19 protein-coding genes are annotated in these 24,420 nt (G+C 70.4%); 16 read left to right on the forward strand and 3 right to left on the reverse strand.

Annotation, left to right across the window (positions count from 1 at the left end):
- Positions 1–51 precede the first annotated feature (51 nt).
- The 5 genes from ACFRFH_RS10880 to leuA all read left to right on the forward strand — a co-directional run bounded on the left by ACFRFH_RS10880 (position 52) and on the right by leuA (position 8,232).
- The gene (locus ACFRFH_RS10880) at positions 52–849 is read left to right on the forward strand and encodes an ABC transporter ATP-binding protein (protein ID WP_382463024.1); all 798 of its coding nucleotides are present in this window, start codon (positions 52–54) and stop codon (positions 847–849) included.
- Entirely contained in the window at positions 846–2,285 is a 1,440-nt protein-coding gene (locus ACFRFH_RS10885) for an FtsX-like permease family protein (protein ID WP_382463025.1), read from the forward strand. Before ACFRFH_RS10880 ends, ACFRFH_RS10885 begins: the two co-directional genes overlap by 4 nt.
- Before the next feature lie 150 nt (positions 2,286–2,435).
- The gene (locus ACFRFH_RS10890; RefSeq protein ID WP_382463026.1) at positions 2,436–3,716 is read left to right on the forward strand and encodes an alpha/beta hydrolase; all 1,281 of its coding nucleotides are present in this window, start codon (positions 2,436–2,438) and stop codon (positions 3,714–3,716) included.
- Positions 3,713–6,316, forward strand: coding sequence for a bifunctional lysylphosphatidylglycerol flippase/synthetase MprF (locus ACFRFH_RS10895; RefSeq protein WP_382463027.1), 2,604 nt, complete (start codon positions 3,713–3,715; stop codon positions 6,314–6,316). Before ACFRFH_RS10890 ends, ACFRFH_RS10895 begins: the two co-directional genes overlap by 4 nt.
- 137 nt (positions 6,317–6,453) lie before the next feature.
- Positions 6,454–8,232, forward strand: coding sequence for a 2-isopropylmalate synthase (gene leuA / locus ACFRFH_RS10900; RefSeq protein WP_382463028.1), 1,779 nt, complete (start codon positions 6,454–6,456; stop codon positions 8,230–8,232).
- 85 nt (positions 8,233–8,317) lie between these two features.
- On the opposite strand, the gene ACFRFH_RS10905 is transcribed toward leuA, so the two are convergent.
- Positions 8,318–9,082, reverse strand: coding sequence for a trimeric intracellular cation channel family protein (locus tag ACFRFH_RS10905; protein WP_382463029.1), 765 nt, complete (start codon positions 9,080–9,082; stop codon positions 8,318–8,320).
- 32 nt (positions 9,083–9,114) lie between these two features.
- Here ACFRFH_RS10905 and recO point away from each other — a divergent pair, with 32 nt between their 5' ends.
- From recO to ACFRFH_RS10920, 3 genes are read left to right on the forward strand one after another with little or no spacing between them, the layout of a single operon-like run.
- On the forward strand, positions 9,115–9,855 hold the full coding sequence (recO, locus tag ACFRFH_RS10910) for a DNA repair protein RecO (protein ID WP_382463030.1): 741 nt from the start codon (positions 9,115–9,117) through the stop codon (positions 9,853–9,855).
- Positions 9,852–10,664 (forward strand): isoprenyl transferase, encoded by an 813-nt coding sequence (locus ACFRFH_RS10915; protein ID WP_382463031.1) that lies wholly within the window; start codon positions 9,852–9,854, stop codon positions 10,662–10,664. Before recO ends, ACFRFH_RS10915 begins: the two co-directional genes overlap by 4 nt.
- 41 nt (positions 10,665–10,705) lie before the next feature.
- Positions 10,706–11,398: a DsbA family protein gene (locus ACFRFH_RS10920; protein WP_382463032.1), complete on the forward strand. Its 693-nt coding sequence runs from the start codon at positions 10,706–10,708 to the stop codon at positions 11,396–11,398.
- A gap of 148 nt (positions 11,399–11,546) precedes the next feature.
- Here the strand turns inward: ACFRFH_RS10920 and ACFRFH_RS10925 are convergent, their stop codons facing one another.
- Together ACFRFH_RS10925 and ACFRFH_RS10930 are read right to left on the reverse strand one after the other, a co-directional pair.
- The gene (locus ACFRFH_RS10925; RefSeq protein WP_382463033.1) at positions 11,547–12,275 is read right to left on the reverse strand and encodes an endonuclease domain-containing protein; all 729 of its coding nucleotides are present in this window, start codon (positions 12,273–12,275) and stop codon (positions 11,547–11,549) included.
- 323 nt (positions 12,276–12,598) lie between these two features.
- A complete protein-coding gene (locus ACFRFH_RS10930) occupies positions 12,599–13,096 on the reverse strand; it encodes an aminoacyl-tRNA deacylase (protein ID WP_382463034.1) in 498 nt (165 codons plus the stop codon).
- Positions 13,097–13,129: 33 nt separating this feature from the next.
- On the opposite strand from ACFRFH_RS10930, the gene dusB reads away from it, so the two are divergent.
- The 8 genes from dusB (at position 13,130) to ACFRFH_RS10970 (ending at position 24,413) form a co-directional block, all read left to right on the forward strand.
- Entirely contained in the window at positions 13,130–14,332 is a 1,203-nt protein-coding gene (gene dusB / locus ACFRFH_RS10935) for a tRNA dihydrouridine synthase DusB (RefSeq protein ID WP_382463035.1), read from the forward strand.
- Positions 14,322–15,602, forward strand: coding sequence for a deoxyguanosinetriphosphate triphosphohydrolase (locus tag ACFRFH_RS10940; RefSeq protein WP_382463036.1), 1,281 nt, complete (start codon positions 14,322–14,324; stop codon positions 15,600–15,602). The genes dusB and ACFRFH_RS10940 overlap by 11 nt, the downstream gene beginning before the upstream one ends.
- A gap of 76 nt (positions 15,603–15,678) precedes the next feature.
- Positions 15,679–16,716, forward strand: a complete 1,038-nt coding sequence (locus ACFRFH_RS10945; protein ID WP_382463037.1) for a DUF4282 domain-containing protein — start codon at positions 15,679–15,681, stop codon at positions 16,714–16,716.
- 29 nt (positions 16,717–16,745) lie between these two features.
- On the forward strand, positions 16,746–18,638 hold the full coding sequence (gene dnaG / locus ACFRFH_RS10950; RefSeq protein WP_382463038.1) for a DNA primase: 1,893 nt from the start codon (positions 16,746–16,748) through the stop codon (positions 18,636–18,638).
- 224 nt (positions 18,639–18,862) lie between these two features.
- Complete coding sequence (locus ACFRFH_RS10955) at positions 18,863–20,494, forward strand: ABC transporter substrate-binding protein (RefSeq protein WP_382463039.1); 1,632 nt, start codon at positions 18,863–18,865, stop codon at positions 20,492–20,494.
- A gap of 82 nt (positions 20,495–20,576) precedes the next feature.
- Positions 20,577–21,671: an ABC transporter permease gene (locus tag ACFRFH_RS10960; RefSeq protein ID WP_382463040.1), complete on the forward strand. Its 1,095-nt coding sequence runs from the start codon at positions 20,577–20,579 to the stop codon at positions 21,669–21,671.
- A 1-nt stretch (position 21,672) separates the two neighbouring features.
- Positions 21,673–22,728, forward strand: a complete 1,056-nt coding sequence (locus ACFRFH_RS10965) for an ABC transporter permease (RefSeq protein WP_382463041.1) — start codon at positions 21,673–21,675, stop codon at positions 22,726–22,728.
- Positions 22,725–24,413: a dipeptide ABC transporter ATP-binding protein gene (locus ACFRFH_RS10970; protein WP_382463042.1), complete on the forward strand. Its 1,689-nt coding sequence runs from the start codon at positions 22,725–22,727 to the stop codon at positions 24,411–24,413. The genes ACFRFH_RS10965 and ACFRFH_RS10970 overlap by 4 nt, the downstream gene beginning before the upstream one ends.
- Positions 24,414–24,420: the final 7 nt, after the last annotated feature.

Below are 24,420 nucleotides of genomic sequence, written 5' to 3' on the forward strand. Positions count from 1 at the left end.
GTGGACCCCGGGCCCGATCCGCTGGGGCGTCCGGCTTCCTAGCCTGAGGGTATGGACAACCCCGACATCATGGTGGCTCGCGTCGACGGCGCGACGAAGACCTACGGCTCCGGCGCCAACCGGGTCATCGCCCTCGACGACGTGACCGTCGGCATCCCGGCCGGCCGGTTCACCGCGATCATGGGGCCGAGCGGCTCCGGCAAGTCGACGCTCATGCATGTGATGGCCGGGCTGGACACGGTCACCGGCGGGCGCGTCTTCCTCGGCGACACCGAGATCAGCGGGATGGGCGACGGCGAGCTGACCGTGCTGCGCCGCCGCAGGGTCGGCTTCGTCTTCCAATCGTTCAACCTCGTCCCGACGCTCGACGTGCGGGCCAACATCCTGCTGCCGTTCGAGATCGACGGCCATCGGCCGACGCTCGTGCAGCGGGAGTGGATCGACGGCCTGATCGACCTTCTGGGCCTGACGGACCGGCTCACCCACCGCCCGCACGAGCTCTCCGGCGGCCAGCAGCAGCGCGTCGCGATCGTGCGCGCGCTCGCCACCCGCCCCGACCTGGTGTTCGCGGACGAGCCGACGGGCAACCTCGACTCGCGCACCGGCCGGGAGGTGCTCGGCGTGCTGCAGGAGGCGTCCCGCAGCTACGGCCAGAGCATCGCGATGGTCACGCACGACCCGGTCGCGGCGAGCTACGCCGACCGGATCGTGTTCCTCGCCGACGGCCGGGTGGTCGCCGAGCGGGAGAGCTCGACGGCGGAGGAGATCTCCGCGTTCATGCTCGGCATGGAGGCCCACGGCCTGAAGACCCAGCGACGCGAGACCCGGAGCACGGAGGCGCGCGCGTGATCCGCGCCTTCCGGGCGAACGCGCGCGACCACCGCGCCAGCGTCCTCGTCTCGGCGCTCGGCTCCGCCTTCGGCGTCGCGCTGCTGGCCTGCACCAACGTCCTCGGTGCGTACATCGGGGCGTCGCCGATGGGCGCGCACGGCTCCGCCCGGTTCGCGGTCGCGCTGGTCGCCGGCATCTTCTTCGTGATCGCCGTGTTCGTCGGCGCCATCGTCACCACGAACACGTTCGCGACCGTCATCGCCGGGCGCACCCGCACCATCGCGCTGATGCGCCTGCTTGGCTCGAGCTCGAAGGCGCAGCGCCGCTCGGTGGCGGGGGAGGGCCTCGCCGTCGGCGTGATCGGCGCGCTCACCGGCGGCGTCGTCGCCGTGGTGCTCGCGCTCGTCGCGGTGCGCGTCCTCATCCTGTGGGCCGTCCTCCCGAACGTGCTGTACCCGGTCGTCACGCCGTCGCTGATCGCGCCTCCGGTCGTCGTGGTGCTCACCACCTGGGCGGCGTCGTGGATCGGCAGCCGGCGCGTGCTGACCGTCGCGCCCGTGGAGGCGCTGGGCGCGGCACAGGAGCGTCCGTCCGCCGCCGTGCGCAGCAGAGGCCGTGTCGTCGCCGCGGCGCTGCTCATCCTGCCCGGGGCAGCGCTGCTCGGCTTCGGCCTCCTGCTCGGCCTGGGCGCGTTCGCGAAGTCGGGGAACTCCGGGCTCGTCGCGTTCGGCCACTATGGGGTGCTGATCGCGATGCTCGGCGGGCTGCTCTCCTTCACGGGCGTCATCGTCGCCGCTCCGCTCTTCCTCCCCGCCGTGCTGCGCGGCGTCGGCCTGCTCTTCGGCGCCGGCGCGGCCGGGAGGCTCGCGGCGGCCAACGCCGTGCGGAACCCGGAGCGCAGCTCCCGCACCGCGATCGGCCTCGTCATCGGCGTCACGCTGATCACGATGTTCGTCGTCGCGACGCAGACCTGGCTCACGATCATCCGCAGCGCGGCCGCGAAGGACCCCGAGCTCTACCAGGGCGCTGAGAGTGTGCTCACGGTCACCATGCTGGTGTTCAGCGGGCTGGTCGGCTTCTCCGCGGTGATCGCGGCCGTCGGCGTCGTCAACAGCCTGTCGCTGAGCGTGCTGCAGCGCCGGCGGGAGCTCGGCCTGCTCCGGGCGCTCGGGCTGAGCGCCGCGCAGGTGCGCCGGATGATCCTCGCCGAGAGCGCGCAGCTGACCGTCGCCGCCGTGCTCTCCGGGCTGCTGCTCGGTACGCTGTACGGCTGGATCGGCGCGCAGACGCTGCTGGGCCAGCTCCCGGGCGGCGGCCTCGTCCCGCCGGCGATCCCCTGGCCGTTCATCGGCCTGATCGTCGCGGCAGCGGCGGTGCTCGCCGTCGGCGCCTCGGTGGCCCCGACCCGCCGGGCGACCCGCGTCGCCCCGGTCGAGGCCCTCGCGGTCGAGTAGGGAGCCTCCAGGTTTCCTGGACGCTCATCAAGCCTCAGCTATCCGCAGGCTGGGTGTCCGATACTGGGGGACTGGCGCACCGGTGTCGTGCCCACCATCCGTGCCGGAGCGCCTCCTGCACTTTCGAGAGGACCCACCCTGAACTGGCTCATGACCCTGAGGATCGACAAAGCGCCGTTCCTCATCGCGATCGACGTCGTCGCCGCCGTGCTGGCGGTGTACCTGCTCGTGCGTCCGACGTGGAAGCGCGTGCTCGCCGGGGCGATCGCGGCCGTCGGCGGTGCGCTGATCGGCTGGTTCCTGGTGTGGTTGACGGACGACGTCTACAACCTCTTCGGCGTCGGGCTCACCCCGGTGACGACGATGTGGGTGGCCATCGGGTTCGCCGGCATCAGCCTGGCGATCGCCAACTTTTTCCGGTCGCGATGGTGGCGCAAGGTGATCGCGGGCGTCAGCATCCCGGTGTTCGTGATCGCCGCCTTCGCGGGCGTGAACGTCGACTTCGGCGCCTACCGCAACCTCAACGACGCCATCGGCGTGGTGCCGTACAAGGCGCTGAACCTGCACCACGAGCGCGGCGAGGTCATCAAGGGCACCGCGTGGTCGGCGTCCACCACCCAGGCGGACCCGCCGGTGAAGGGCGAGATCGGCAAGGTCAAGATCCCGGCGACGCTGTCGAACTTCCCTGCGCGGGAGGCCGTCGTCTACCTGCCGCCGGTCGCCCTCGGCCCGAACCCGCCCGCGCTCCCGGTGCTCTACGCCCTCTCCGGTCAGCCCGGGGCTCCCGCCGACATGTTCACAGCCGGCCGGATCGGCGCCTACCTCGACGCCTACGCGGCCAAGCACAACGGCTACGCGCCGATCGTCGTGGCGCCCGACCAGCTCGGCGGCCCCGGCCGCAACCCGATGTGCATCGACTCCCGCGCCTTCGGCGACTCGGCGACGTACCTGCTCAAGGATGTGCGCTCCTGGATCACCTCGCACCTGCGGGTGAGCAGCGACCCGGCGGCGTGGGGCGTGTTCGGCTACTCGCAGGGCGCCACCTGCGCCGCCCAGTTCGCCGTGAGCCGCCCGGACCTGTTCGGCTCGTCGCTGTCCTCCTCCAGCGAGCTCGGCCCGACACTCGGCAACGAGACCCTCACGATCGCGACCGGCTTCGCGGGCTCCCACACCGCCTTCGAGGACGCCCAGCTCGGGCCTACGATGAAGGCGCACGCCCCATACGCGAACACGCTGATGGTCTTCGGCGCGGGTCAGAACGACGCCAAGTACACTGCTTTCGCGAAGACGCTGCACTCGGACGCCGTCTCCGCCGGGATTCGCAGCGACCTCCTGATCTCGCCCGGGACGGCACACGATTGGAACACGGTGCGCTACACGCTGACGAACGGCTTCCCCGCGGTCGCCGCTCACATGGGGCTGGCTCCGTGACCGATTCCGTGACCGCGGGTGGCGGTGCGCCGGCGAACGGCGTGCCGGAGGACGCGGCTGTGCGCACGCAGGAGCCTCCCGCGCGCCCGCCGGAGCCTCCCGCGCGGGCCGGCGGGTTCGCCGGCGCGATGGGGCGCCTCGGCCGGCTGATCGCGACGCACCCCTTCACCACCGGCCTGACCGCACTGATCCTCGTGCTCGCGCTGGTCACCGGCCCGATCCACGGTCCGCACCGCCCGCTGCGCGTGTGGCTCGGCGTCGGCCCCGACCAGCTCATCGACGGCCACTGGTGGGCGCCGATCACCGCGGTGCTGTTCACGAACAACCTCGCCGAGCTGATCGTGGTGCTCGTGCTCACGGTGCTGCTCGTCGGCGTCTCCGAGCGGATGATGGGCGCGTGGCGCACGGCACTCGCCTTCTTCGCGACCTCCGCCGCGGGGATCCTCGCGGGCGTCGGCCTCCAGCTCCTCGGCTCGCAGACGGGCGAGATGTGGTCGCGCAACGTCCACCACCTCGTCATCCTCGATGTGTTGACCGGCATCGCCGGCACGATCATGACCGCGAGCGCGTTCGCCGGCGCGTTCTGGCGCCGCCGCATCCGCGTCATCACGATGCTCATCGCGATCATGTACCTGCTGTACTCGGGCGACCCGTCCGACCTGTACCGGCTGCTCGCGGTGCTCGCCGGCTTCGGCCTCGGCGTGCTGCTGCGGCCGCACGAGCGCCTCCTCGGCTGGCGCCGCTCGTCCCATCACGAGGTCAGGGTGCTGCTCGCGTCCGCCGTGACCATCAGCGCGCTCGGTCCCGTCATCGGTCTGCTGACCCAGTCGCGGTACGGGATGCTGTCGCCGATCGGCCTGCTGTTCTCCAACGACGTGCCGACCACCGGCAGCGTTCTGGAGCGCTGTCAGGCGTTCGCCGTCACGCGCGACTGCGTGCACGACCTCACCCTGGAGCGGATCAACGGCATCGGGCCCGTCCTGATCTCGGTGCTCCCGCTGCTCGCGCTGCTGGTCGCCGCGTACGGCCTCCTGCGCGGTCGCCGCTTCGCGGTCTGGATGGCCGTGTCGGTCAACGCGCTGCTCGCCGTTCTCTCCGGGCTCTACTTCGGCATCCTCCCGTTCGCCGACCCGCGCCCGACGGTGTCTCCGCGGTACTGGGAGGTCACCTTCATCCTGGCGCTGTCGGCGCTCGTGCCCGTGACGATGGCGATCCTCCTCGTCTCCTACCGCCGGCACTTCACGGTGCTCGCGACCGCCCGGTCGGTGCGCCGCTACGTGCTCACCGTCGCCCTGACCGGCCTCGGCCTGATCGGGCTGTACGTGCTGGTCGGCTGGCTGCAGAAGGACACCGGCTTCACCCGGCCGATCGACATCACCGACCTCCTCAACGACGTGCTGGAGCGGTTCATCCCGGTGAGCTTCCTGCGCCGCGAGCCGCTGCAGTACCTGCCGACGACGCCGCTGGCGACCGTGGTCTACCACAACATCGGCACCGTGTTCTGGCTGGTCGTCATCCTCGCCGCCGTCCCGTTCATGGTCGGCCGCGGCGCGTGGCGGCGCTCGACCGGCGACGCCGGGCGCGTCCGCACGCTGCTGGAGCGCGGCGGCGGCGACGCCATCTCGTTCATGGCGACCTGGCCGGGCAACAGCTACTGGTTCGACTCCGCGACGGGAGGCGCCGTGGCGTACCGCGTCGTCGGGCGCGTCGCGCTCACGACCGGCGCGCCGTTCGGCGCGGACGAGGCCGTGCACGACGGCGTCATCGAACGCTTCGCGCGGTTCTGCGACGACAGCGGCTGGATTCCGACCTTCTACAGCGTGGACGCCGAATACCAGCCGATCTTCGACGGGATGGGCTGGTCGACGATGACGGTCGCGGAGGAGACGGTCATCCGGCCGCAGCAGTGGGCGACCACCGGCAAGAAGTGGCAGGACGTCCGCAGCTCCATCAACCGCGCCCAGCGCGCAGGCATCCGCTCGGAGTGGACGACGTTCGGCGCGCTTCCGCTGAGCGCCGCGGTGCAGCTCTCGGACATCTCCGAGCAGTGGGTGGCGGAGAAGGACCTGCCCGAGATGGGCTTCACGCTCGGCGGCTTGGACGAGCTGCGCGACCCGGCCGTGCGGCTGATGCTCGCGGTCGACGAGTCCGGGCGCATCGAGGGCGTGACCTCCTGGCTGCCGAGCTACCGCGACGGGCACGTCGTGGGCTGGACGCTGGACTTCATGCGCCGCCGCCCCGGCAGCATCAACGGTGTGATGGAGTTCCTGATCGCGGAGGCCGCCACCCGGATGAAGGAGGACGGCGTCGAGTTCATGAGCCTCTCCGCCGCCCCGCTCGCCCACACCGCCGGCACGCCCGACGAGGAGAAGAGCGGGATGGACCGGGTGCTCGGCTACCTCAGCACGTCGCTGGAGCCGGTCTACGGCTTCCGCTCACTGCTCAAGTTCAAGCAGAAGTTCCAGCCGGAGCTGCACCCGCTCATCATGGCCTACCCCGATCCGGTCGCCCTCCCGGCGATCGGCGTCGGCCTGGTGCGCGCCTACCTGCCGGATCTGTCCATGCGGCAGGCTGCCGCGCTGGCGGTGGGACGCGGCTGATCGGGCGCCGTGGTACCGTTGTTTCTGTGTACGGTCTGCTCCTTCTTAGCTGCCGCGACGAGTCCTAGTTCCGGGCCTCCCTCGTCGCGGAGTTCGTCGTTGGCTCTCCACACCACACCGCGAGGAGATGACAGACCATGAAGAACACGCAGGCGCCGAGCGCCATGCCGATCCACAAGTACCGGCCCTTCCACGAGCAGATCACCGTCGAACTGCCTGACCGCACCTGGCCGTCGAAGCGCATCACCCAGGCGCCGCGCTGGTGCGCCGTCGACCTGCGCGACGGCAACCAGGCCCTCATCGACCCGATGAGCCCCGAGCGCAAGCGCATCATGTTCGACCTGCTGGTGCGGCTGGGCTACAAGGAGATCGAGGTAGGCTTCCCGTCGGCCAGCCAGACGGACTTCGACTTCGTCCGCAGCCTCATCGAAGAGGGCGCGATCCCCGATGACGTCACCATCCAGGTGCTGACGCAGTCGCGCGAGCACCTCATCAAGCGCACCTACGAGTCGCTGGTCGGCGCCAAGCAGGCGATCGTGCACCTCTACAACTCCACGAGCATCCTGCAGCGCGACGTCGTCTTCCGCACCGACCAGCAGGGCATCGTCGACATCGCCCTGGCCGGAGCGCGGCTGTGCCGCCAGTACGAGTCGCTGGTCCCCGGCACCGAGATCTACTACGAGTACTCGCCGGAGTCGTACACCGGCACCGAGCTGGAGTTCGCGGTCGACATCTGCAACCAGGTGCTGGAGGTCTTCGAGCCGACGCCGGACCGCAAGGTCATCGTCAACCTGCCCGCGACCGTCGAGATGGCGACGCCGAACGTCTACGCCGACTCGATCGAGTGGATGTCGCGCCACCTCAACCACCGCGAGAACGTCATCCTGTCGCTGCACCCGCACAACGACCGCGGCACCGCCGTGGCCGCCGCCGAGCTGGGCTACATGGCCGGCGCCGACCGCATCGAGGGCTGCCTGTTCGGCAACGGCGAGCGCACCGGCAACGTCGACCTGGTGACGCTGGGCGTCAACCTGTTCACGCAGGGTATCGACCCGCAGATCGACTTCAGCGACATCGACCAGATCAAGCGCACCGTCGAGCACTGCAACCAGCTGCCGGTCGGCGAGCGCAGCCCGTGGGGCGGCGACCTGGTCTTCACCGCGTTCAGCGGCTCGCACCAGGACGCGATCAAGAAGGGCTTCGAGGCGATGGCCGCGCGGGCCGAGCGCGAAGGCGTGACCGTGGACGACCTGGTCTGGGCCGTCCCGTACCTGCCGGTCGACCCGAAGGACCTGGGCCGCAGCTACGAGGCGGTCATCCGGGTGAACTCGCAGTCCGGCAAGGGCGGCGTCGCGTATCTGCTGAAGACGGACCACGCGCTCGACCTGCCGCGCAAGCTGCAGATCGAGTTCTCCGGCGTCGTGCAGGCCAAGACCGACGCCGAGGGCGGCGAGGTCACCAGCGCCCAGATCTGGGACATCTTCCAGGACGAGTACCTGCCGGCCCCGGTCGCGCATCCCGACGCCAAGTGGGGACGGTTCGAGCTGGGCAGCACGAGCACGACGAACGAGACCGGTGAGCACGTCACCCTCACGGTGGCGCTGCGCGACGGTGACACGGTGGCGAAGGCGACAGGCGAGGGCAACGGGCCGATCGCGGCGTTCTTCGACATCCTGAACTCGCGCGGGATCAATGTGCATCTGTACGACTACTCGCAGCACACGCTGTCGGCGAGTGAGTCGGCGCAGGCGGCCGCCTACGTTGAGGTGGACGTGGATGGGGTGCGGTTGTGGGGCGTCGGGATTGACGGGGACACTACGACTGCGTCGTTCAAGGCTGTGGTGTCGGCCGTGAACCGGGCCGTGCGGGCGTCCGCCGGCCACACCGCCGAGAAGGCCGAGCTCGTCGGAGCCTGACCCACGCAACAACGGAGGAGATCCCGGTCCACCCGACCGGGATCTCCTCCGTTAACTGCTTTTCAGGGGATCACGCGCGCAGATCTCATCCGTTGTCGCCGGGCCTGTCCTCGATGCGGTAGCGCGGGATGGCTCCCGTGTCGGTCCGCTCGTTCGTCCGTTCGACGCTCGGGCGGCGTCCGAAGCCGAACGCCATCCAGCTGGGCGCGCGGAGCCGGCCGAGCTCGCGCTGCTCGGGCAGGCTCCAGCCGAAGCGGACGGCGAGCAGGCGGATGATCAGCGTCACGATCACGCAGACCAGCACCGCGACGGTGAACGGCACCTTCAGGTCGACCAGCACCACGAGCACGATGGTGCCTGCGCCGGCGGCGACCGCGTAGAGCGAGCCGACGTGCATCAGCGCGATGGGGAGGTTGAGCAGCACGTCGCGCAGGATGGACCCGCCGACCGCCGAGACCACGCCGACGAACACGGCAGGCACCTCCGGCAGCCCGAGCGCGAGCGCCTTGGTCGCACCGATCGCGCCGAACAGCCCGATCGTGAGCGCGTCGAGGAAGGTGATGATCGGGTCCAGCCTCCGGAACAGCCGCACCAGCAGCATCCCGAGCAGGGCCGCGACGACCGTGGCCGGCAGGTACCAGTTCGACTGGAGGGCCACCGGCGTGACGTTGAGGAGGATGTCGCGCAGCAGGCCGCCGCCCAGCCCCGTCGCCACGCCGATGATCGCAATGCCGAGCAGGTCGAGCCGGCGGTCGCGGAACCCGGAGGCGAACATGGCGCCCTGGAGGCTGCCGACGCCGACGGCGACCAGGTCGCCCCAGAGGGGGATCGTGAAGGTCGCGGATGTCACCAGTCACTTGTATCACGCGGGATACTGGAGTCGTGCCTGTCTACCGTGATGAAGTCGTCGTGCTGCGCACCCACAAGCTGGGTGAGGCCGACCGCATCGTCACCATGCTCAGCCGGCAGCACGGCAAGATTCGCGCGGTGGCGAAGGGCGTGCGGCGCACGGCCTCCAAGTTCGGGTCGCGGCTGGAGCCGTTCATGGTCGCCGACGTGCAGCTCTACGAGGGGCGCACCCTCGACGTGGTGACCCAGGCCGAGACGATCGGCTCGTACGGCGCGCTGATCGCGGACGACTACGCCAGCTACACCGCCGCCAACGCGATGGTGGAGGCCGCCGACCGGCTGACCGAGGCCGAGGCGTCCCTGCAGCAGTACCTCCTGCTCGTCGGCGCCCTCCGCTCGCTGTCGCGGCACGAGCACGGCCCGCAGCTCACCCTCGACTCCTACCTGTTGCGCGCACTGTCGCTCGCGGGCTGGGCGCCGAGCTTCCTCGACTGCTCGCGCTGCGGAGCGCCCGGGCCGCACGAGCACGTCGTGGTGCAGCTCGGGGGTGTGGTGTGCGACGACTGCGCGCCGCAGGGCGCCCCGCGGATCGACGCAGCGACCATCGCGCTGCTCGGCGCGCTCCTCACCGGCGACTGGAAGCTGGCCGACGCGTCCGACGACACGACCCGCTCCCGGGCGAACGGCCTCGTCGCCGCGTACACGCAATGGCATCTGGAGCGCGGCCTGCGCTCCCTGCAGCACGTCCAGCACGATCAGAAGGCGAGTGGATGACGCCCAAGCCCTACACGCACAAGGACGCGGTCGCCTACCGGCCGGTCGACTGGACGGGCCTCTACCCGCCCGCCTTCCCGGCGAAGGCGGTGCCGGAGCACGTCGCGATCGTGATGGACGGCAACGGCCGCTGGGCGAACCGACAGGGCCTCACCCGCATCGAAGGGCACCGGGCCGGGGAGGCCTCCCTGCTGGACGTGGTGGCCGGGGCCATCCAGGTGGGCGTCAAGCACCTCAGCGTCTACGCGTTCTCCACCGAGAACTGGAAGCGCTCGCCCGACGAGGTCCGCTTCCTGATGGGCTTCAACCGGGAGGTGCTGCACCGCAGGCGCGACCAGCTCAACGAGTGGGGGGTGCGGGTGCGCTGGGCGGGCCGGACGCCGCGGCTGTGGTCGTCCGTCATCAAGGAGCTGCAGTACGCCGAGCGCCTGACGGCGGGCAACGACGTCCTGACCCTCACGATGTGCGTCAACTACGGCGGCCGCACCGAGATCGCGGACGCCGTGCGGACGATCGCCGAGGAGGTCGCCGCCGGGCGGCTGAAGCCGTCCGCGGTGGGGGAGAAGACCATCCAGCGGCACCTCTACCTGCCGGACATGCCGGATGTCGACCTGTTCGTGCGGAGCTCCGGGGAGCAGCGGACCAGCAACTTCCTGCTCTGGCAGAGCGCGTACGCGGAGATGGTGTTCCTCGACACGCTCTGGCCGGACTTCTCGCGCACCGACCTGTGGAACGCCGTCGAGATCTTCGCGCGGCGCAACCGGCGGTTCGGGGGAGCGGTGGACACGCCGGACGACGTGGCGCTGTAGCCGCGGAATAACTGCAGCGCTGCACATCGTTGTCCCTTGACGTGAGCGAACCCATCAAGATCGACATCTGGTCCGACATCGCGTGCCCGTGGTGCTACATCGGAAAGGTCAAGTCGGAAAACGGCATCGCGACATTCGCTTCAGCGGGCGAGGGCCGCGCGGTGGAGGTCGAGTACCACTCCTTCGAGCTGTCGCCGGACACCCCGGTGGACTTCGACGGCAGCGAGGTGGACTTCCTCGCCGGTCATAAGGGCATCGATGCCGAGCAGGTGCACCAGATGCTCGAGCGCGTCACCGGGATCGCCTCCTCGGTCGGCCTCGACTACGACTTCGACGCCCTCCAGCACACCAACACCGTGAAGGCCCACGAACTGCTGCACTTCGCCAAGGCGCAGGGCAAGCAGCTCGAGCTGGCGGAGCGGCTCTTCCAGGCCTACTTCATCGAGGGCGGCCACGTCGGCCGCGCCGAATCGCTCGCCGACCTCGCGGCCTCGGTCGGGCTGTCCCGGGAGGACGCGCTCGCGGCGATGGAGTCGGGCGAGTACCTGGAGGCGGTGCGCGAGGATCAGCGCACGGCGGCCGAGTACGGCATCAACGGCGTCCCGTTCTTCGTCATCGAGGGGAAGTACGGCGTGTCGGGCGCGCAGGACGCCGCGACGTTCGCGCAGGTGCTGGAGCAGGTCTGGTCCGAGCGCGCGGCGGCCGCCGCGGCGCCGGCGGAGGCCGGCGCGTGAGCGGCGCGCCCGACGCGCCGGCGCCCGCGCCGCGCCCGACGATCGCCCTCCTCGGCGACCCGGCGGCCGCCGCCTGCGACGGCGACGCCTGCGCCGTCCAGGCGGGGAAGTAGCGATCGAGGGGACGCAACACGCCGTCGCGTCAGCGTCAGAACGGCGTGTTGCGTCCCCTCAATTCAAGAGCGGCACGGATACGCGCCACCGCAACACTCGCACCCCCGTGAAGGTGCGAACGGTTGATCCGCACGACGCGCCAGCCGGCGTTCTCCAGCGCCCACAGACGATTGACGTCCGAGAAGTACTGCGCCGGATCCGTCCGGTGGTGGTCGCCGTCGTACTCGATCACCACCTTCGCTTCGGGATAGACGAGATCGCCGTGCAGCTCGATGCCCGACGCCACGCGGATAGGGCGATTGACGACGGGCTCCTGGAGCCCGGCCCGGACGATGTGCAGGCGGATCACCGTCTCCATCGCCGAGTCGGTGTCCGCGCGTAGCTGCGGCACGACCGCGCGAAGCGTTCGCGCACCGGGACGCCCGACAGCGGCGCGGACCGCTTCGTGGAGTTCCGAGAGCGTGGAGAGCGGGCGCTTCCGGCGGAGGCATGAATCGCCGGCCACGACCAGCTCGTCCGGTGTGAGCGACGCTGCCAACTGGCAGAACACCTCCTCCGCCTGCGGCACCCGCAGACCTTCGACGAGCCGGAGCTGGTCGGGCGTCAAACGAGACTTGTGACCCACCACGCCGCGTCCGCGCGGCGCCCTTCCTCCCTCGAGCGCCGAGACGTGGAGCACCTCGGACTGGACGACGTGTTGTGGCAACGACATCCCGTAGATCATCGCCGCGGTCGCATGGCTGAAGCAGGAGGCGCGGGTCATCCCAGCGCGGTAGGCGATGCACCGCGATCGGAGCCCTCCATCGACATCCGCGTTCCGCATCCGCACACCGTGGAAGGGCGCCGCCAGGTCGGAACGGCGCAGCCGGGGCCTCGAAACGCCGGCCGCCCTGGCCGCCGACGTGGAGAAGGCGGGGGATCGGAGGATCGGTGGAAGCGGTTCTGGATGGCCCATCACGACAGGGTGCCAGCCCGCGTCGACGCTGGAGCGGTTATCCACAGGGCGCTCTGAATCGAGGGGACGCAACACGCCGTTGGCGTTCGTGGGGAGCGGCGTGTTGCGTCCCCTCGATGGGCGGGCGGGGGCTACTCGGGGTCGGTTATGTCGGCGAGGGTGGCGGCGAAGCCGGCCAGCAGCGCGTCGGCGTCCACGAACAGCGAGTAGCCGTGCTCGCCGGCGCCCATCGAGACGGTACGGCCCGCGACGGTCGTGTCGGCCACGACCGGCCACGCGGTCGTGCTGCCGAACGGCGTGATGGTCCCGCGCTCGTAGCCGGTCGCGGCGAACGCCACCGACGCGTCGGGGAGCTGCAGCTTGTTGACGTGCAGAACCGCGCGCAGCTTGGGCCACGAGATCTTGCGCCCGCCCGGCACGAGCGCGAACACGAACGTGTCGTCGCTGCGCTTGACCACGAGCGTCTTGACGATGTCGCCCGGCTGGATGCCGAGCAGTGACGCGGCCTCCTCCAGGCTGCGGGCGGCGGGCCGCTCGATGATCCGCACGGGGATGCCGCGGGCACGGGCATCGTCCTCCACACGTCGGCGTCCGCCGCCGTTTTCCACAGCTTCGGGGCTCTCGGCCATGTATCAGCACGCTTTCTGGGAGAATCGATGCAGATGTCTACTACCGCCACCCTAGCTCCCCGCACGGAGACGAGCCCCGCGCTGTCAATCGGCCCGCTCGCGCTTGACGTGCCGGTCGTCCTCGCGCCCATGGCGGGGATCACGAACACCGCCTTCCGCCGGCTCTGCCGCGAGTTCGGCGCCGGGCTCTACGTGAGCGAGATGATCACGTCCCGGGCCCTTGTCGAGCGCACCCCCGAGTCGCTGCGCCTCATCACGCACCACGAGTCGGAGACGCCGCGCAGCATCCAGCTCTACGGCGTCGACCCCACGACCGTCCGCGAGGCCGTCACGATGCTCGTCGCGGAGGACCGCGCCGACCACATCGACCTCAACTTCGGCTGCCCGGTGCCCAAGGTCACCCGCAAGGGCGGCGGCGCCGCGCTGCCGTGGAAGCTGAACCACTTCCGCGAGATCGTGGAGGGTGCGGTCGCGGCAGCGGGCGACATCCCGCTCACCGTCAAGATGCGCAAGGGCATCGACGGCGACCACCTCACCTACCTGGAGGCCGGCAAGGCCGCGGAGGGCGCGGGCGTCGCCTCGATCGCGCTGCACGCCCGCACGGCGGCCGAGTTCTACTCCGGCCACGCCGACTGGTCCGCCATCGCGAAGCTCAAGGAGGCCATCACCGGCACGCCGGTGCTCGGCAACGGCGACATCTGGTCGGCGGCCGACGCGCTCCGCATGGTGGACGAGACCGGCTGCGACGGCGTCGTGGTCGGCCGCGGCTGCCTCGGCAGGCCGTGGCTGTTCGGCGACCTGGCGGCGGCGTTCCGCGCCCGCGCCGGCGAGATCACCGCGGAGGAGGCCGCGCTCGCGCAGGCCCACCCGACGCTCGGCCAGGTGGCGGCGACGTTCCGCCGGCACGCCGAGCTGCTGGTCGAGTTCTTCGAGAGCGAGGAGCGCGGCTGCCGCGACATCCGCAAGCACGTCGCCTGGTACTTCAAGGGCTACCCGGTCGGCGGCGACCTGCGCGCGAGCCTCGCGACGGTCGACACGCTCGCGCACTTGGACGACCTGCTGGCGACGCTCGACTGGAGCCAGGAGTACCCGGGCGAAGCCGCGGAGGGCCAGCGCGGCCGCGCCGGCTCGCCCAAGCGTCCCGCCCTCCCGGAGGGCTGGCTCGACAGCCGTGAGCTGGCGGGCAGCGCCCGCGCGGAGGTCGCCGAGGCGGAGGTGCACAACAGTGGCGGATAGCGTGACGGCGACCGTCGACAGCGCCCCGGCCAACGGCTATACCGAGCGGGACCGGGAGCGCTGGCTCCCCGAGCAGCACTCGAGCCGCCGCAGCGACTTCGCCCGCGACCGGGCGCGCCTGCTGCACTCCAGCGCGCTCCGCCGGCTCGCCGCGAAGACCCAGGTGCTCAGCCCGACGGCCGGCCTCGACTTCGCGCGCAACCGGCTGACGCACTCCCTGGAGGTCGCCCAGGTCGGCCGCGAGCTCGCGGCGAGCCTCGGGCTCGACCCCGACATCGTGGACACCGCGTGCCTGGCGCACGACATCGGCCACCCGCCGTTCGGCCACAACGGCGAGCGCGCGCTCAACGCCTGGGCGGAGGACATCGGCGGCTTCGAGGGCAACGCCCAGACGCTGCGGCTGCTCACGCGCCTGGAGCCGAAGGTGTTCGGCCGCGACGGCCGCCCGTACGGGCTCAACCTGACCCGCGCCAGCCTCGACGCGAGCTGCAAGTACCCGTGGCCGGAGACCAGCTCGGTCGCCGACCCGAGCGGGCGCGCCAAGTTCGGCTTCTACGCCGACGACCACGGCGTGTTCGAGTGGATGCGCGCCGATGCCCCCGAGCGCACACGCTGCATCGAGGCCCAGGTGATGGACCTCTCCGACGACATCGCCTACTCCGTCCACGACTTCGAGGACGCCGTGGTCAACGGCTACATCGACGTGGCGGCGCTCGGCAGCCGGGTCGACCACGACGACCTGGTCCGGTCGATGTACGAGTGGGTGGGCGGCGAATTCAGCCACGACGAGCTGATCGCGGCGTTCGACCGGCTCGACACCCTCGACATCTGGCTCGACCGCTGGGACGGCTCCCGGCGGGCGCAGGCACACCTGAAGAACCTCACCAGCCAGCTCATCGGCCGGTTCGCGCACGCCGCGGTCCACGAGACGAAGCACCGCGCGGGCGGCGTGGAGCTGCGCCGGTTCGGCGCCGACGTCGTGGTGCCCGACGCCATCCGGGCGGAGATCGCCGTGCTGAAGGGGATCGTCGCCACCTTCGTGATGTCGCGCAACACCCGCCAGCCGATCTACGCGCAGCAGCGGCAGGTGCTGATGGCGCTGGCCGACGTGTTGCTCTCGCGCGGGCCGGAGGAGCTCGACCCGGGCTTCCAGGAGGACTGGCGACTCGCCGGCAGCGACGCCGCGCGCAAGCGCGTGGTGGTCGACCAGGTCGCGAGCCTGACCGACCAGTCGGCGCTGAGCTGGTTCGAGCGTCTCGTGCAGCACTGATCCGGCGCGCCGGGCCTGGGCTTGAATAGACAGCCCAGGTGCAGAATGCTTGAGGGACGGCGACGGAGGAGAGACGATGAGCAGCCCACAGCCACCGGCGGACGGTGACCGGCCCACGGAGGCCGAGCCCGGCGCGGCGGCGGAGCACGCGCCCGCCCCCGATCAGGCGGCGCCCGCCACGCGGCCCGCGGCTGCGAAGCGCACGCCGGCCCCGCGCAAGCGCGTCCAGAAGACGGAGCCCATCTCGCCGAACGGCGAGGCCCCGGAGATCCTGGACGCCATGCTCGGCAAGGCCGCCACGGAGGACACCGTGGAGGCCACGACTCCCGCGAAGCCGCGCCGTCGCCCGGCCGCGTCGCGCAGCAAGGCGGCCTCGGCGCCCGACACCTCCACCTCGCCGGCGGAGCCCGTCGTCGTGGACGCCGCCGAGCCGCACGAGACGGAGGCCGCGACAGCGGTCCTCCCGACCGCGGACGACTTCTACCGCTCCCAGACCACCGAGACGGAGATCCTGAGCCCGGCGGCGGCGAGCACCGAGTCGGCCGAGGCCGAGGCCGAGATCGAGACCGAGACGCTGCCCGCGTCGCCTGCCGGAGAGCCGGTGCCGGTCGGAGCGGTCTCCGAAGACACAACGGCGGACGCCTCAGCGGAGGCCACGGCTGTACCCGCCGCCGCGCACGCGAACGCCGCGCACGCGAACGGCGCCCCCGTCGGCGAGGACGCCCCGCCGCCTCCCGCCGCCGGCCCGCACGCCCCGCGGCCCGGTCGCACCATGAACGACCTCGCCGACCGCCTCGACGACTCGCGGTTCTTCTCGTCGCTGTTCGACTTCACCTTCACCAGCTACGTGACGCGCAAGCTCGCCGGTCCCGTCTACGTCGTCGGGCTCGTGCTGATCGGCCTCGGGATCGTGGTGGGCTTCGCCAACAGCCTCGGCATCGCGATCGCGACCAGGTCGCCGGGCGGCGGCGCGTTCGTGTTCCTGCTGGGCGTCCTGGTGACGCTCGTGGCCGCCATCCTGAGCGTGCTGCTGCTGCGGGTGACCATCGAGGTCTTCTGCGCGATCATCGAGATCGCCCAGAACACCCGGCGCAGGCGCCCTCCGCGCGACTGAAGGTCGGCCCCGCTCACTAGACTCGTCCTATGGCGGGCCGGATACGACAGAGCGACATCGAAGAGGTCAAGGCCCGTACCAACATCGCCGACATCATCGGCGACTACGTCAGCCTGAAGCCGGGCGGCGTCGGCTCGCTCAAGGGCCTGTGCCCGTTCCACGACGAGAAGAGCCCGAGCTTCAACGTCCGGCCCGGCGTCGGCCGCTACCACTGCTTCGGCTGCGGCGAGGGCGGCGACGTCTACGCGTTCCTGGTGAAGCTCGACCACGTCTCGTTCACGGAGGCGGTCGAGCGGCTGGCGGGCCGGATCGGCTACCAGCTCCACTACGAGGAGGGCGGGGGAGGCCCGAGCGAGTCGAGCGGCAACCGCGCCAGGCTCCTGGCCGCGAACAACGCGGCGGAGGAGTTCTTCCGCGAGCGCCTGGCCGCGCCGGACGCCGACCCCGGCCGCCGGTTCCTGGGTGAGCGCGGCTTCGACGCAGCGGCCGCCTCCCACTTCGGCGTCGGCTTCGCCCCGAAGAGCTGGGACGAGCTGACCAAGCACCTGCGCGGCAAGGGCTTCAGCCCGGACGAGCTGCTGGCCTCCGGTCTCGTGTCCCAGCGCGACCGGGGTGTCTACGACCGGTTCCGCGGCCGCCTGGTGTGGCCGATCCGCGACGTGACCGGCCAGACGATCGGCTTCGGCGCCCGCCGCCTGCTGGAGGATGACAACGGTCCGAAGTACCTGAACACCCCGGAGACGGCGGTCTACAAGAAGGCGCAGGTGCTCTACGGCCTCGACCTCGCCAAGCGGGACATCTCCCGCAACGACCAGGTCGTGGTCGTGGAGGGCTATACCGACGTGATGGCCTGCCATCTCGCGGGCATCACGACCGCCGTCGCCACCTGCGGCACGGCGTTCGGCGTCGACCACATCAAGGTCATCCGCCGGATCATGGGGGACGACAGCAGCACCGGCTCGGTGATCTTCACGTTCGACCCGGACGCGGCGGGCCAGAAGGCGGCCGCCAGGGCGTTCGGCGAGGAGCAGCGCTTCTCGGCTCAGACCTACGTGGCCGTCGGCCCGGACGGGCTCGACCCGTGCGACCTGCGGATCTCGGGCGGCGACGAGGCCGTGCGCCGGATGATCGACGCCCGCAAGCCGATGTTCGAGTTCATGATCCGCCAGGTGGTCGACCGGTTCGACCTCGACACGGTGGAGGGCCGCACGGCCGCCCTGCGTGCCGGAGCGCCGATCGTGGCGACCATCCGCGACCCCGCCTCGCAGAACGGCTACACGCGCGAGCTCGCGCGGCTCTCCGGCGCCGACCTGCAGGACGCCCTGCGGGCGGTCCGGTCGGCGCAGCGCAGCGGTCGCGGCGACGACGGGTCCAGGCAGGGCGGCGGACAGCAGGGCGGCGGACGCGAGCGCGCGCCGGAGCAGTACCAGCAGCCGACCCCCGACGCGCCGGCGCCGATCCGCGAGCTCGACCCCAGCGACCCGACGCAGCGCACCGAGCGCGAGAGCCTCATGGTGCTGCTCCAGTTCCCCGGCGAGGTCGGCGCCGAGCGCGCCGCCCGCGTCGTGCAGGTGCCCTTCGTGAACCCGACCCACGCGGTCGTGCGCGACGCCATCGCCATCCAGCTCCCGTCCATCGCCGACCCCGGCTGGGTGGATCGGATCCTCGCCGAGGTTCCGCAGGCGTACGCGCCGACCGTGAACGCCCTCGCCGTCGGCGCCCTGCCGCAGACCGGGACCGATGTGGGCCGCTACGCCCGCTCCATCCTGGACGGCCTGATCGACCGCGATCTGCTGCGCGAGAAGGCCGAGCTGACCTCCCGGCTGGCACGCACCGACCCCCAGAACGCGGAGCTGCGGCGCTCGCTCCAGGTGGCGCTGGCGTCGATCGATCATGAGCGGATGCGGCTGCGCGGCGAATAGCGCGGCACAATAGATCATCGCCACAGCCCGGCGACGGAATCCATAGCACTGTGCGCAAATGCGCGCGGAATTGTTGCGCCGATGTAAAGATTGCGCCGCGATCCGCGGCAACATGCGCATCGGGCGCGGCATTCGTGCTAGGACTGTGGCTACACGATTCGGCGATGTGGCACCCGTGTGCGCTCCGCCGATCGGTGACCCCACCAAGGAAGAGGTAATCGGATATGAGATCCGTAACAATCGGCGGACGGCGCCTGCTCGCCGTGTCGGCCGCATTCGCGGCCGCGGCGCTGGTGCTCGCGGGCTGCTCCGGGGCCAATAACGGCTCCAGCAGCGGCGGCGGCACGCTGACCATCGGCACGACCGACAAGATCACGTCGATCGACCCGGCCGGCTCGTACGACAACGGCTCCTTCGCCGTGATGAACCAGGTGTACCCGTTCCTGCTGAACTCGCCGTACGGCAGCCCGGACGTCAAGCCGGACATCGCCACGAGCGCGACGTTCACGTCGCCGACGGAGTACACGGTCAAGCTGAAGCCGAACCTGAAGTTCGCGAACGGTCACCCGCTGACCTCCGAGGACGTCAAGTTCACCTTCGACCGCCAGCTCAAGATCAACGACCCCAACGGTCCCGCGTCGCTGCTCGGCAACCTGGACAGCGTCAGCACGCCGGACAAGACGACCGCGGTCTTCAAGCTCAAGGTCCCGAACGACCAGACCTTCGCGCAGGTGCTCTCCAGCCCGGCCGGCCCGATCGTCGACCACCAGGTCTTCTCGGCCGACAAGGTCACCCCGGACAACACCATCGTCAAGGGTCACGCGTTCGCCGGTCAGTACGACATCACGAGCTACGACTTCAACAACCTGATCGCGTACAAGGCGAACCCGAACTACCAGGGCCTCCTCGGCAAGCCGGCCACGGACAAGGTCAACGTCAAGTACTACGCGGAGTCGTCGAACCTGAAGCTCGACATCCAGAAGGGCGCGATCGACGTCGCGTTCCGCAGCCTCTCGGCGACCGACGTCGAGAGCCTCGGCACGAACAAGAATGTCAAGGTCGTCAAGGGACCGGGTGGTGAGCTCCGCTACATCGTCTGGAACTTCAACACGCAGCCCTACGGCGCCACCACGCCGCAGGCCGACGCCAAGAAGGCCCTCGCCGTGCGCCAGGCCGCTGCCGACCTCGTCGACCGCGCCACCATCGCCAAGCAGGTCTACAAGGACACCTACACCCCGGCGTACTCGTACGTCCCGCAGGGCCTGACCGGCGCCACCACGGTGCTGAAGGACCTCTACGGCGACGGCAACGGCGGCCCGAGCCTCGACAAGGCGAAGGCTGCGCTGCAGGCCGCAGGCGTGACCACCCCGGTCGCGCTCAACCTGCAGTACAACCCGGACCACTACGGCCCGTCCTCCGGTGACGAGTACGCGCTCGTGAAGGAGCAGCTCGAGAACGGCGGCCTGTTCAAGGTCAACCTGCAGTCGACCGAGTGGGTCCAGTACTCCAAGGACCGCGTGAAGGACCTGTACCCGGCCTACCAGCTCGGCTGGTTCCCGGACTACTCCGACGCGGACAACTACCTGTCGCCGTTCTTCAGCAAGGACAACTTCCTCGCGAACCACTACGACAACCCCGAGGTGCAGTCGCTGATCACCCAGCAGCTCGGCACCACCGACAAGGCCGCCCGCACCAAGCTGATCGAGGAGATCCAGGCGAAGGTGGGCGCCGACCTGTCCACCCTGCCCCTGCTCCAGGGTTCGCAGGTCGCCGTGGTCGGCAAGAACGTGAACGGCACCGACAAGACGCTCGACCCGTCGTTCAAGTTCCGCTACGCCGCCCTCTCGAAGGGCTAGGCCGCACCTCAGGGCCGAAACGGGGGCGGCTCGCGTCTGACCCGAGCCGCCCTCACCCACGAACCACCCACGATTGGCTTCCATGACAGCGACCGTCAGTACCCCGGCAGCCCCCACTGCCGGGCCAGAACGTATCAAGGCGCGTCGACGGACGGGAGGCGGCCTCGGCCGCTACCTCGTCATCCGCGCGCTTCTCATCATCCCGACGATCTTCATCCTCGTCACCGTCGTCTTCTTCCTGATGCGGTCCACCGGTGACCCCATCACGGCGGCACTCGGCGGCAAGCTCCCTCCCGCGCAGCTGCAGCAGCGCATCCACGAGGCCGGCTACGACCGGCCGCTCCTCGTGCAGTACTTCGAGTACCTCGGACAGATCCTCCGCGGCGACTTCGGCACGACCTTCACCGACCACCAGCCCGTGACCCAGGTGCTGATCACGTACGGCGCGGCGACCCTCGAGCTGGCGTTCTACGCCCTCATCGTCGCGTTCATCGTCGGCATCCCGCTCGGCCTGCTCGCGGCCTACTTCCGCGACAGGTGGGGCGACGCGTCGCTGCGCATCTTCGCGATCCTCTGCTACGCGACGCCGGTGTTCTTCGTCGGCATGGTGCTCAAGCTCATCTTCTCGATCTGGCTGAACGTGCTCCCCGTCGCGGGGCGCGCCTCCACCAGCTCCGAGATCGAGATGCAGACCCTCCCGAACAAGACCGGCATCTACCTGATCGACGCGTTCATGACCGGGGACCCTGCGGTGGTCGGCGACGTGCTGCTGCACGCCGTCCTGCCGGCCGTGACGCTGGGCCTGCTGACCGCGGGCATCTTCCTGCGGCTGGTGCGCACGAACGTGATCGGCACGCTCTCCACCGACTACGTGGACGCGGCCCGCTCGCGCGGCGTCAGCGAGAGCCGGCTGGTGCGCAAGCACGCCTACCGTCCGGCGCTCATCCCGATCGTCACGGTCATGGGCCTCCAGATCGCCCTGCTGCTGGGCGGCGCGATCCTGACGGAGACCACCTTCGAGTGGAAGGGTCTGGGCTTCCAGCTCTCCCACTACCTTCAGGCGCGCGACTTCGTCGCGGTGCAGGGCATGGTCGTCCTGCTCGCCGTCATCGTCGCGCTCACGAACTTCATCGTCGACGTCATCGCGGCGCTCATCGACCCGAGAGTGAGGTACTGACATGGCCTCGGGCAAGCGATCCATCTGGAGCAGACTCCCCGTCGTGCATCAGCTCCGCCAGTCCGTCGGACTGCAGCGCGGGATGCTCATCGTCGGGCTGGTGCTCACCGCCCTGTTCATCCTGGTCGCGATCTTCGCGCCGGTCATCGCACCGTACGGCTTCGCGCAGCTCAAGGACGCGCACGGACAGTTCGGTTCGCAGCAGCCGCCGAGCCCCGCGCACATCTGGGGCACGACGGTCGGCGGCTACGACGTGTTCTCGCGCGTGATCTGGGGAGCGCAGACCGCGATCCTGGTGATCGTCGTCGCGGTCATCCTGTCGATCTTCGCCGGGGTCATCCTCGGTCTGGTCTCCGGCTACTTCGGCGGCTGGGTCGACCGGGTCCTCGTGGTGATCGCCGATGCGATCTACGCGTTCCCGTCGCTGCTGCTGGCGATCGTCATGGCGATCGTGATCTCGGGAGGACAGTCCAGTCTCTGGGGCGGCATCCTCGCCGCTGCGATCTCGATCACCGTGGTCTACATCCCGCAGTACTTCCGGGTCATCCGCTCGGAGGTCGTCCGGATCAAGGCGGAGGCCTACGTCGAGTCGGCCAAGGTCGTCGGAGCGAGCAACAGCCGGATCATGTTCCGCCATGTGCTGCGCAACTCGACCCGCACCCTGCCGCTGATCTTCACGCTGAACTCGTCGGACGCCATCCTGACGCTCGCCGCTCTCGGCTTCCTGGGCTTCGGCATCGAGCCGACCGCCGCGGCGGAGTGGGGCTACGACCTCAACAAGGCGCTGTCGGATGTCACGAGCGGCATCTGGTGGACATCCATCTACCCCGGTCTCGCGATCGTGCTCGTGGTGCTCGGCATCACGCTCGTCGGCGAGAGCCTGAACGATCTGGCCGACCCGCGCCTGCGCGGCCGCCGCCGCGCCGCTGTGGCGTCCGGTCAGGTGGCCGAGACCTCCGTCGTCCCCGGCGGTCCGCTGGAGGCGGGCCCCGGCGGAATCGACGGACTTGAAGGCGGAGAGTCGTTCGACGAGCACGGAATCGAGGTCAAGCCATGAGCGACGTCGTCACCATCGAGAACCTGTCGGTGACCTTCTCAACCGACGCCGGCGCCGTGAAGGCCGTCGAAGATGTCACCCTGCGCGTGTCGCCCGGCGAAGTGCTGGCGATCGTGGGGGAGTCCGGTTCGGGCAAGACCGTCACCGCCAAGACCATCCTCGGCCTGCTGCCGGAGACCGCGACCGCCTCGGGTGCCGTGGTGCTGCGCAGCAAGGACGGCGCCAGCGAGGCTGACGTCATCTCGCTGAACAAGAAGGAGCTCAGGGAGGTGCGCGGCACCGACGTGGCCATGGTCTTCCAGGAGCCGTCCACCGCGCTGAACCCCGTCTTCCAGGTCGGCTGGCAGATCGCCGAGGGCCTGCGCGCCCACGGCAAGCTGTCGAAGAAGGAGGCGCAGAAGAAGGCGGTCGACGTCCTCCGCCTGGTCGGCATCCCCGAGCCGGAGAAGCGGGTCAAGTACTACCCGCACCAGTTCTCCGGCGGCCAGAAGCAGCGCATCGTGATCGCGATGGCGCTGGTGCTGAACCCGGGCCTGATCGTCGCCGACGAGCCGACCACCGCGCTGGACGTGACCGTGCAGGCCGAGATCCTCGACCTGCTGCGGCGCTGCCGCGACGAGTTCGGCGCGGCCATCGTGCTGATCACGCACAACATGGGCGTGGTCGCCGACCTGGCCGACCGGGTCGCGGTCATGTACCAGGGCAAGGTCGTGGAGGAGGCCGACGCGCGCACGCTGTTCGCCGCGCCGAAGGACGAGTACACGCGGAAGCTCCTGGCCTCCGTGCCGCACATCGGCCAGGGCGCCGTCGCGACGCAGGACCGGGCGATCGCCCGCGCCGAGCGTCCCCAGGCGGCTCCGGTGGTCGCGGCGCGCGATCTGCGCATCCAGTACCCCGGCCGGCTCGGCCGCCCCGGGTTCGTGGCGGTCGACGGCGTGAGCTTCGACATCCGCCCCGGCGAGGTGCTCGGCCTGGTGGGCGAGTCCGGCTCGGGCAAGACGACGATCGGCCGCGCCATCGCCGGTCTCGGCAAGGTCACCGACGGCTCGCTCGAAGTGCTCGGGATCGAGATGAACGGCGTCAAGGAGCGGCAGTTCCGCAAGGTGCGCAGCGACATCGGGTTCGTGTTCCAGGACCCGGCGTCGAGCTTCAACCCGCTGCTCACGATCGCGGACTGCGTGGCGGAGCCGCTCGTCGTGCACGGCAGGGCGTCCTCGCCCGCGGCCGCGCGCGCCCGGGTGGACGAGCTGCTGGAGGCCGTGCAGCTGCCGCGCAGCTACGGCGACCGGTTCCCGCACGAGCTCTCCGGCGGCCAGCGGCAGCGGGCGAGCCTCGCGCGCGCCCTCGCCCTGGAGCCCACCCTGCTGATCGCCGACGAGCCGACCTCGGCGCTCGACGTCTCGGTGCAGGCGCGGGTGCTGGAACTGTTCGCCGACCTCCAGCGCGAGTTCGGCTTCGCCGCGCTGTTCATCAGCCACGACCTCGCCGTCGTCGACCTCCTGGCCGACCGGATCGCGGTGCTGCACCGCGGCAAGCTGGTGGAGGAGGGCACGGGCGCCGAGGTGCTCGGCAACCCGCGCGAGCCGTACACGCAGCGGCTGCTGGCCTCCCTTCCGGTGCCGGACCCGGTGGAACAGGCCGACCGGCGGGAGGCACTGCGCGCTCTCGCAGGCGAGAGCGCCTAGGGTCGAT

It is taken from the genome of Leifsonia sp. NPDC056824 (genome assembly GCF_042789575.1).
GTDB lineage: Bacteria > Actinomycetota > Actinomycetes > Actinomycetales > Microbacteriaceae > Leifsonia.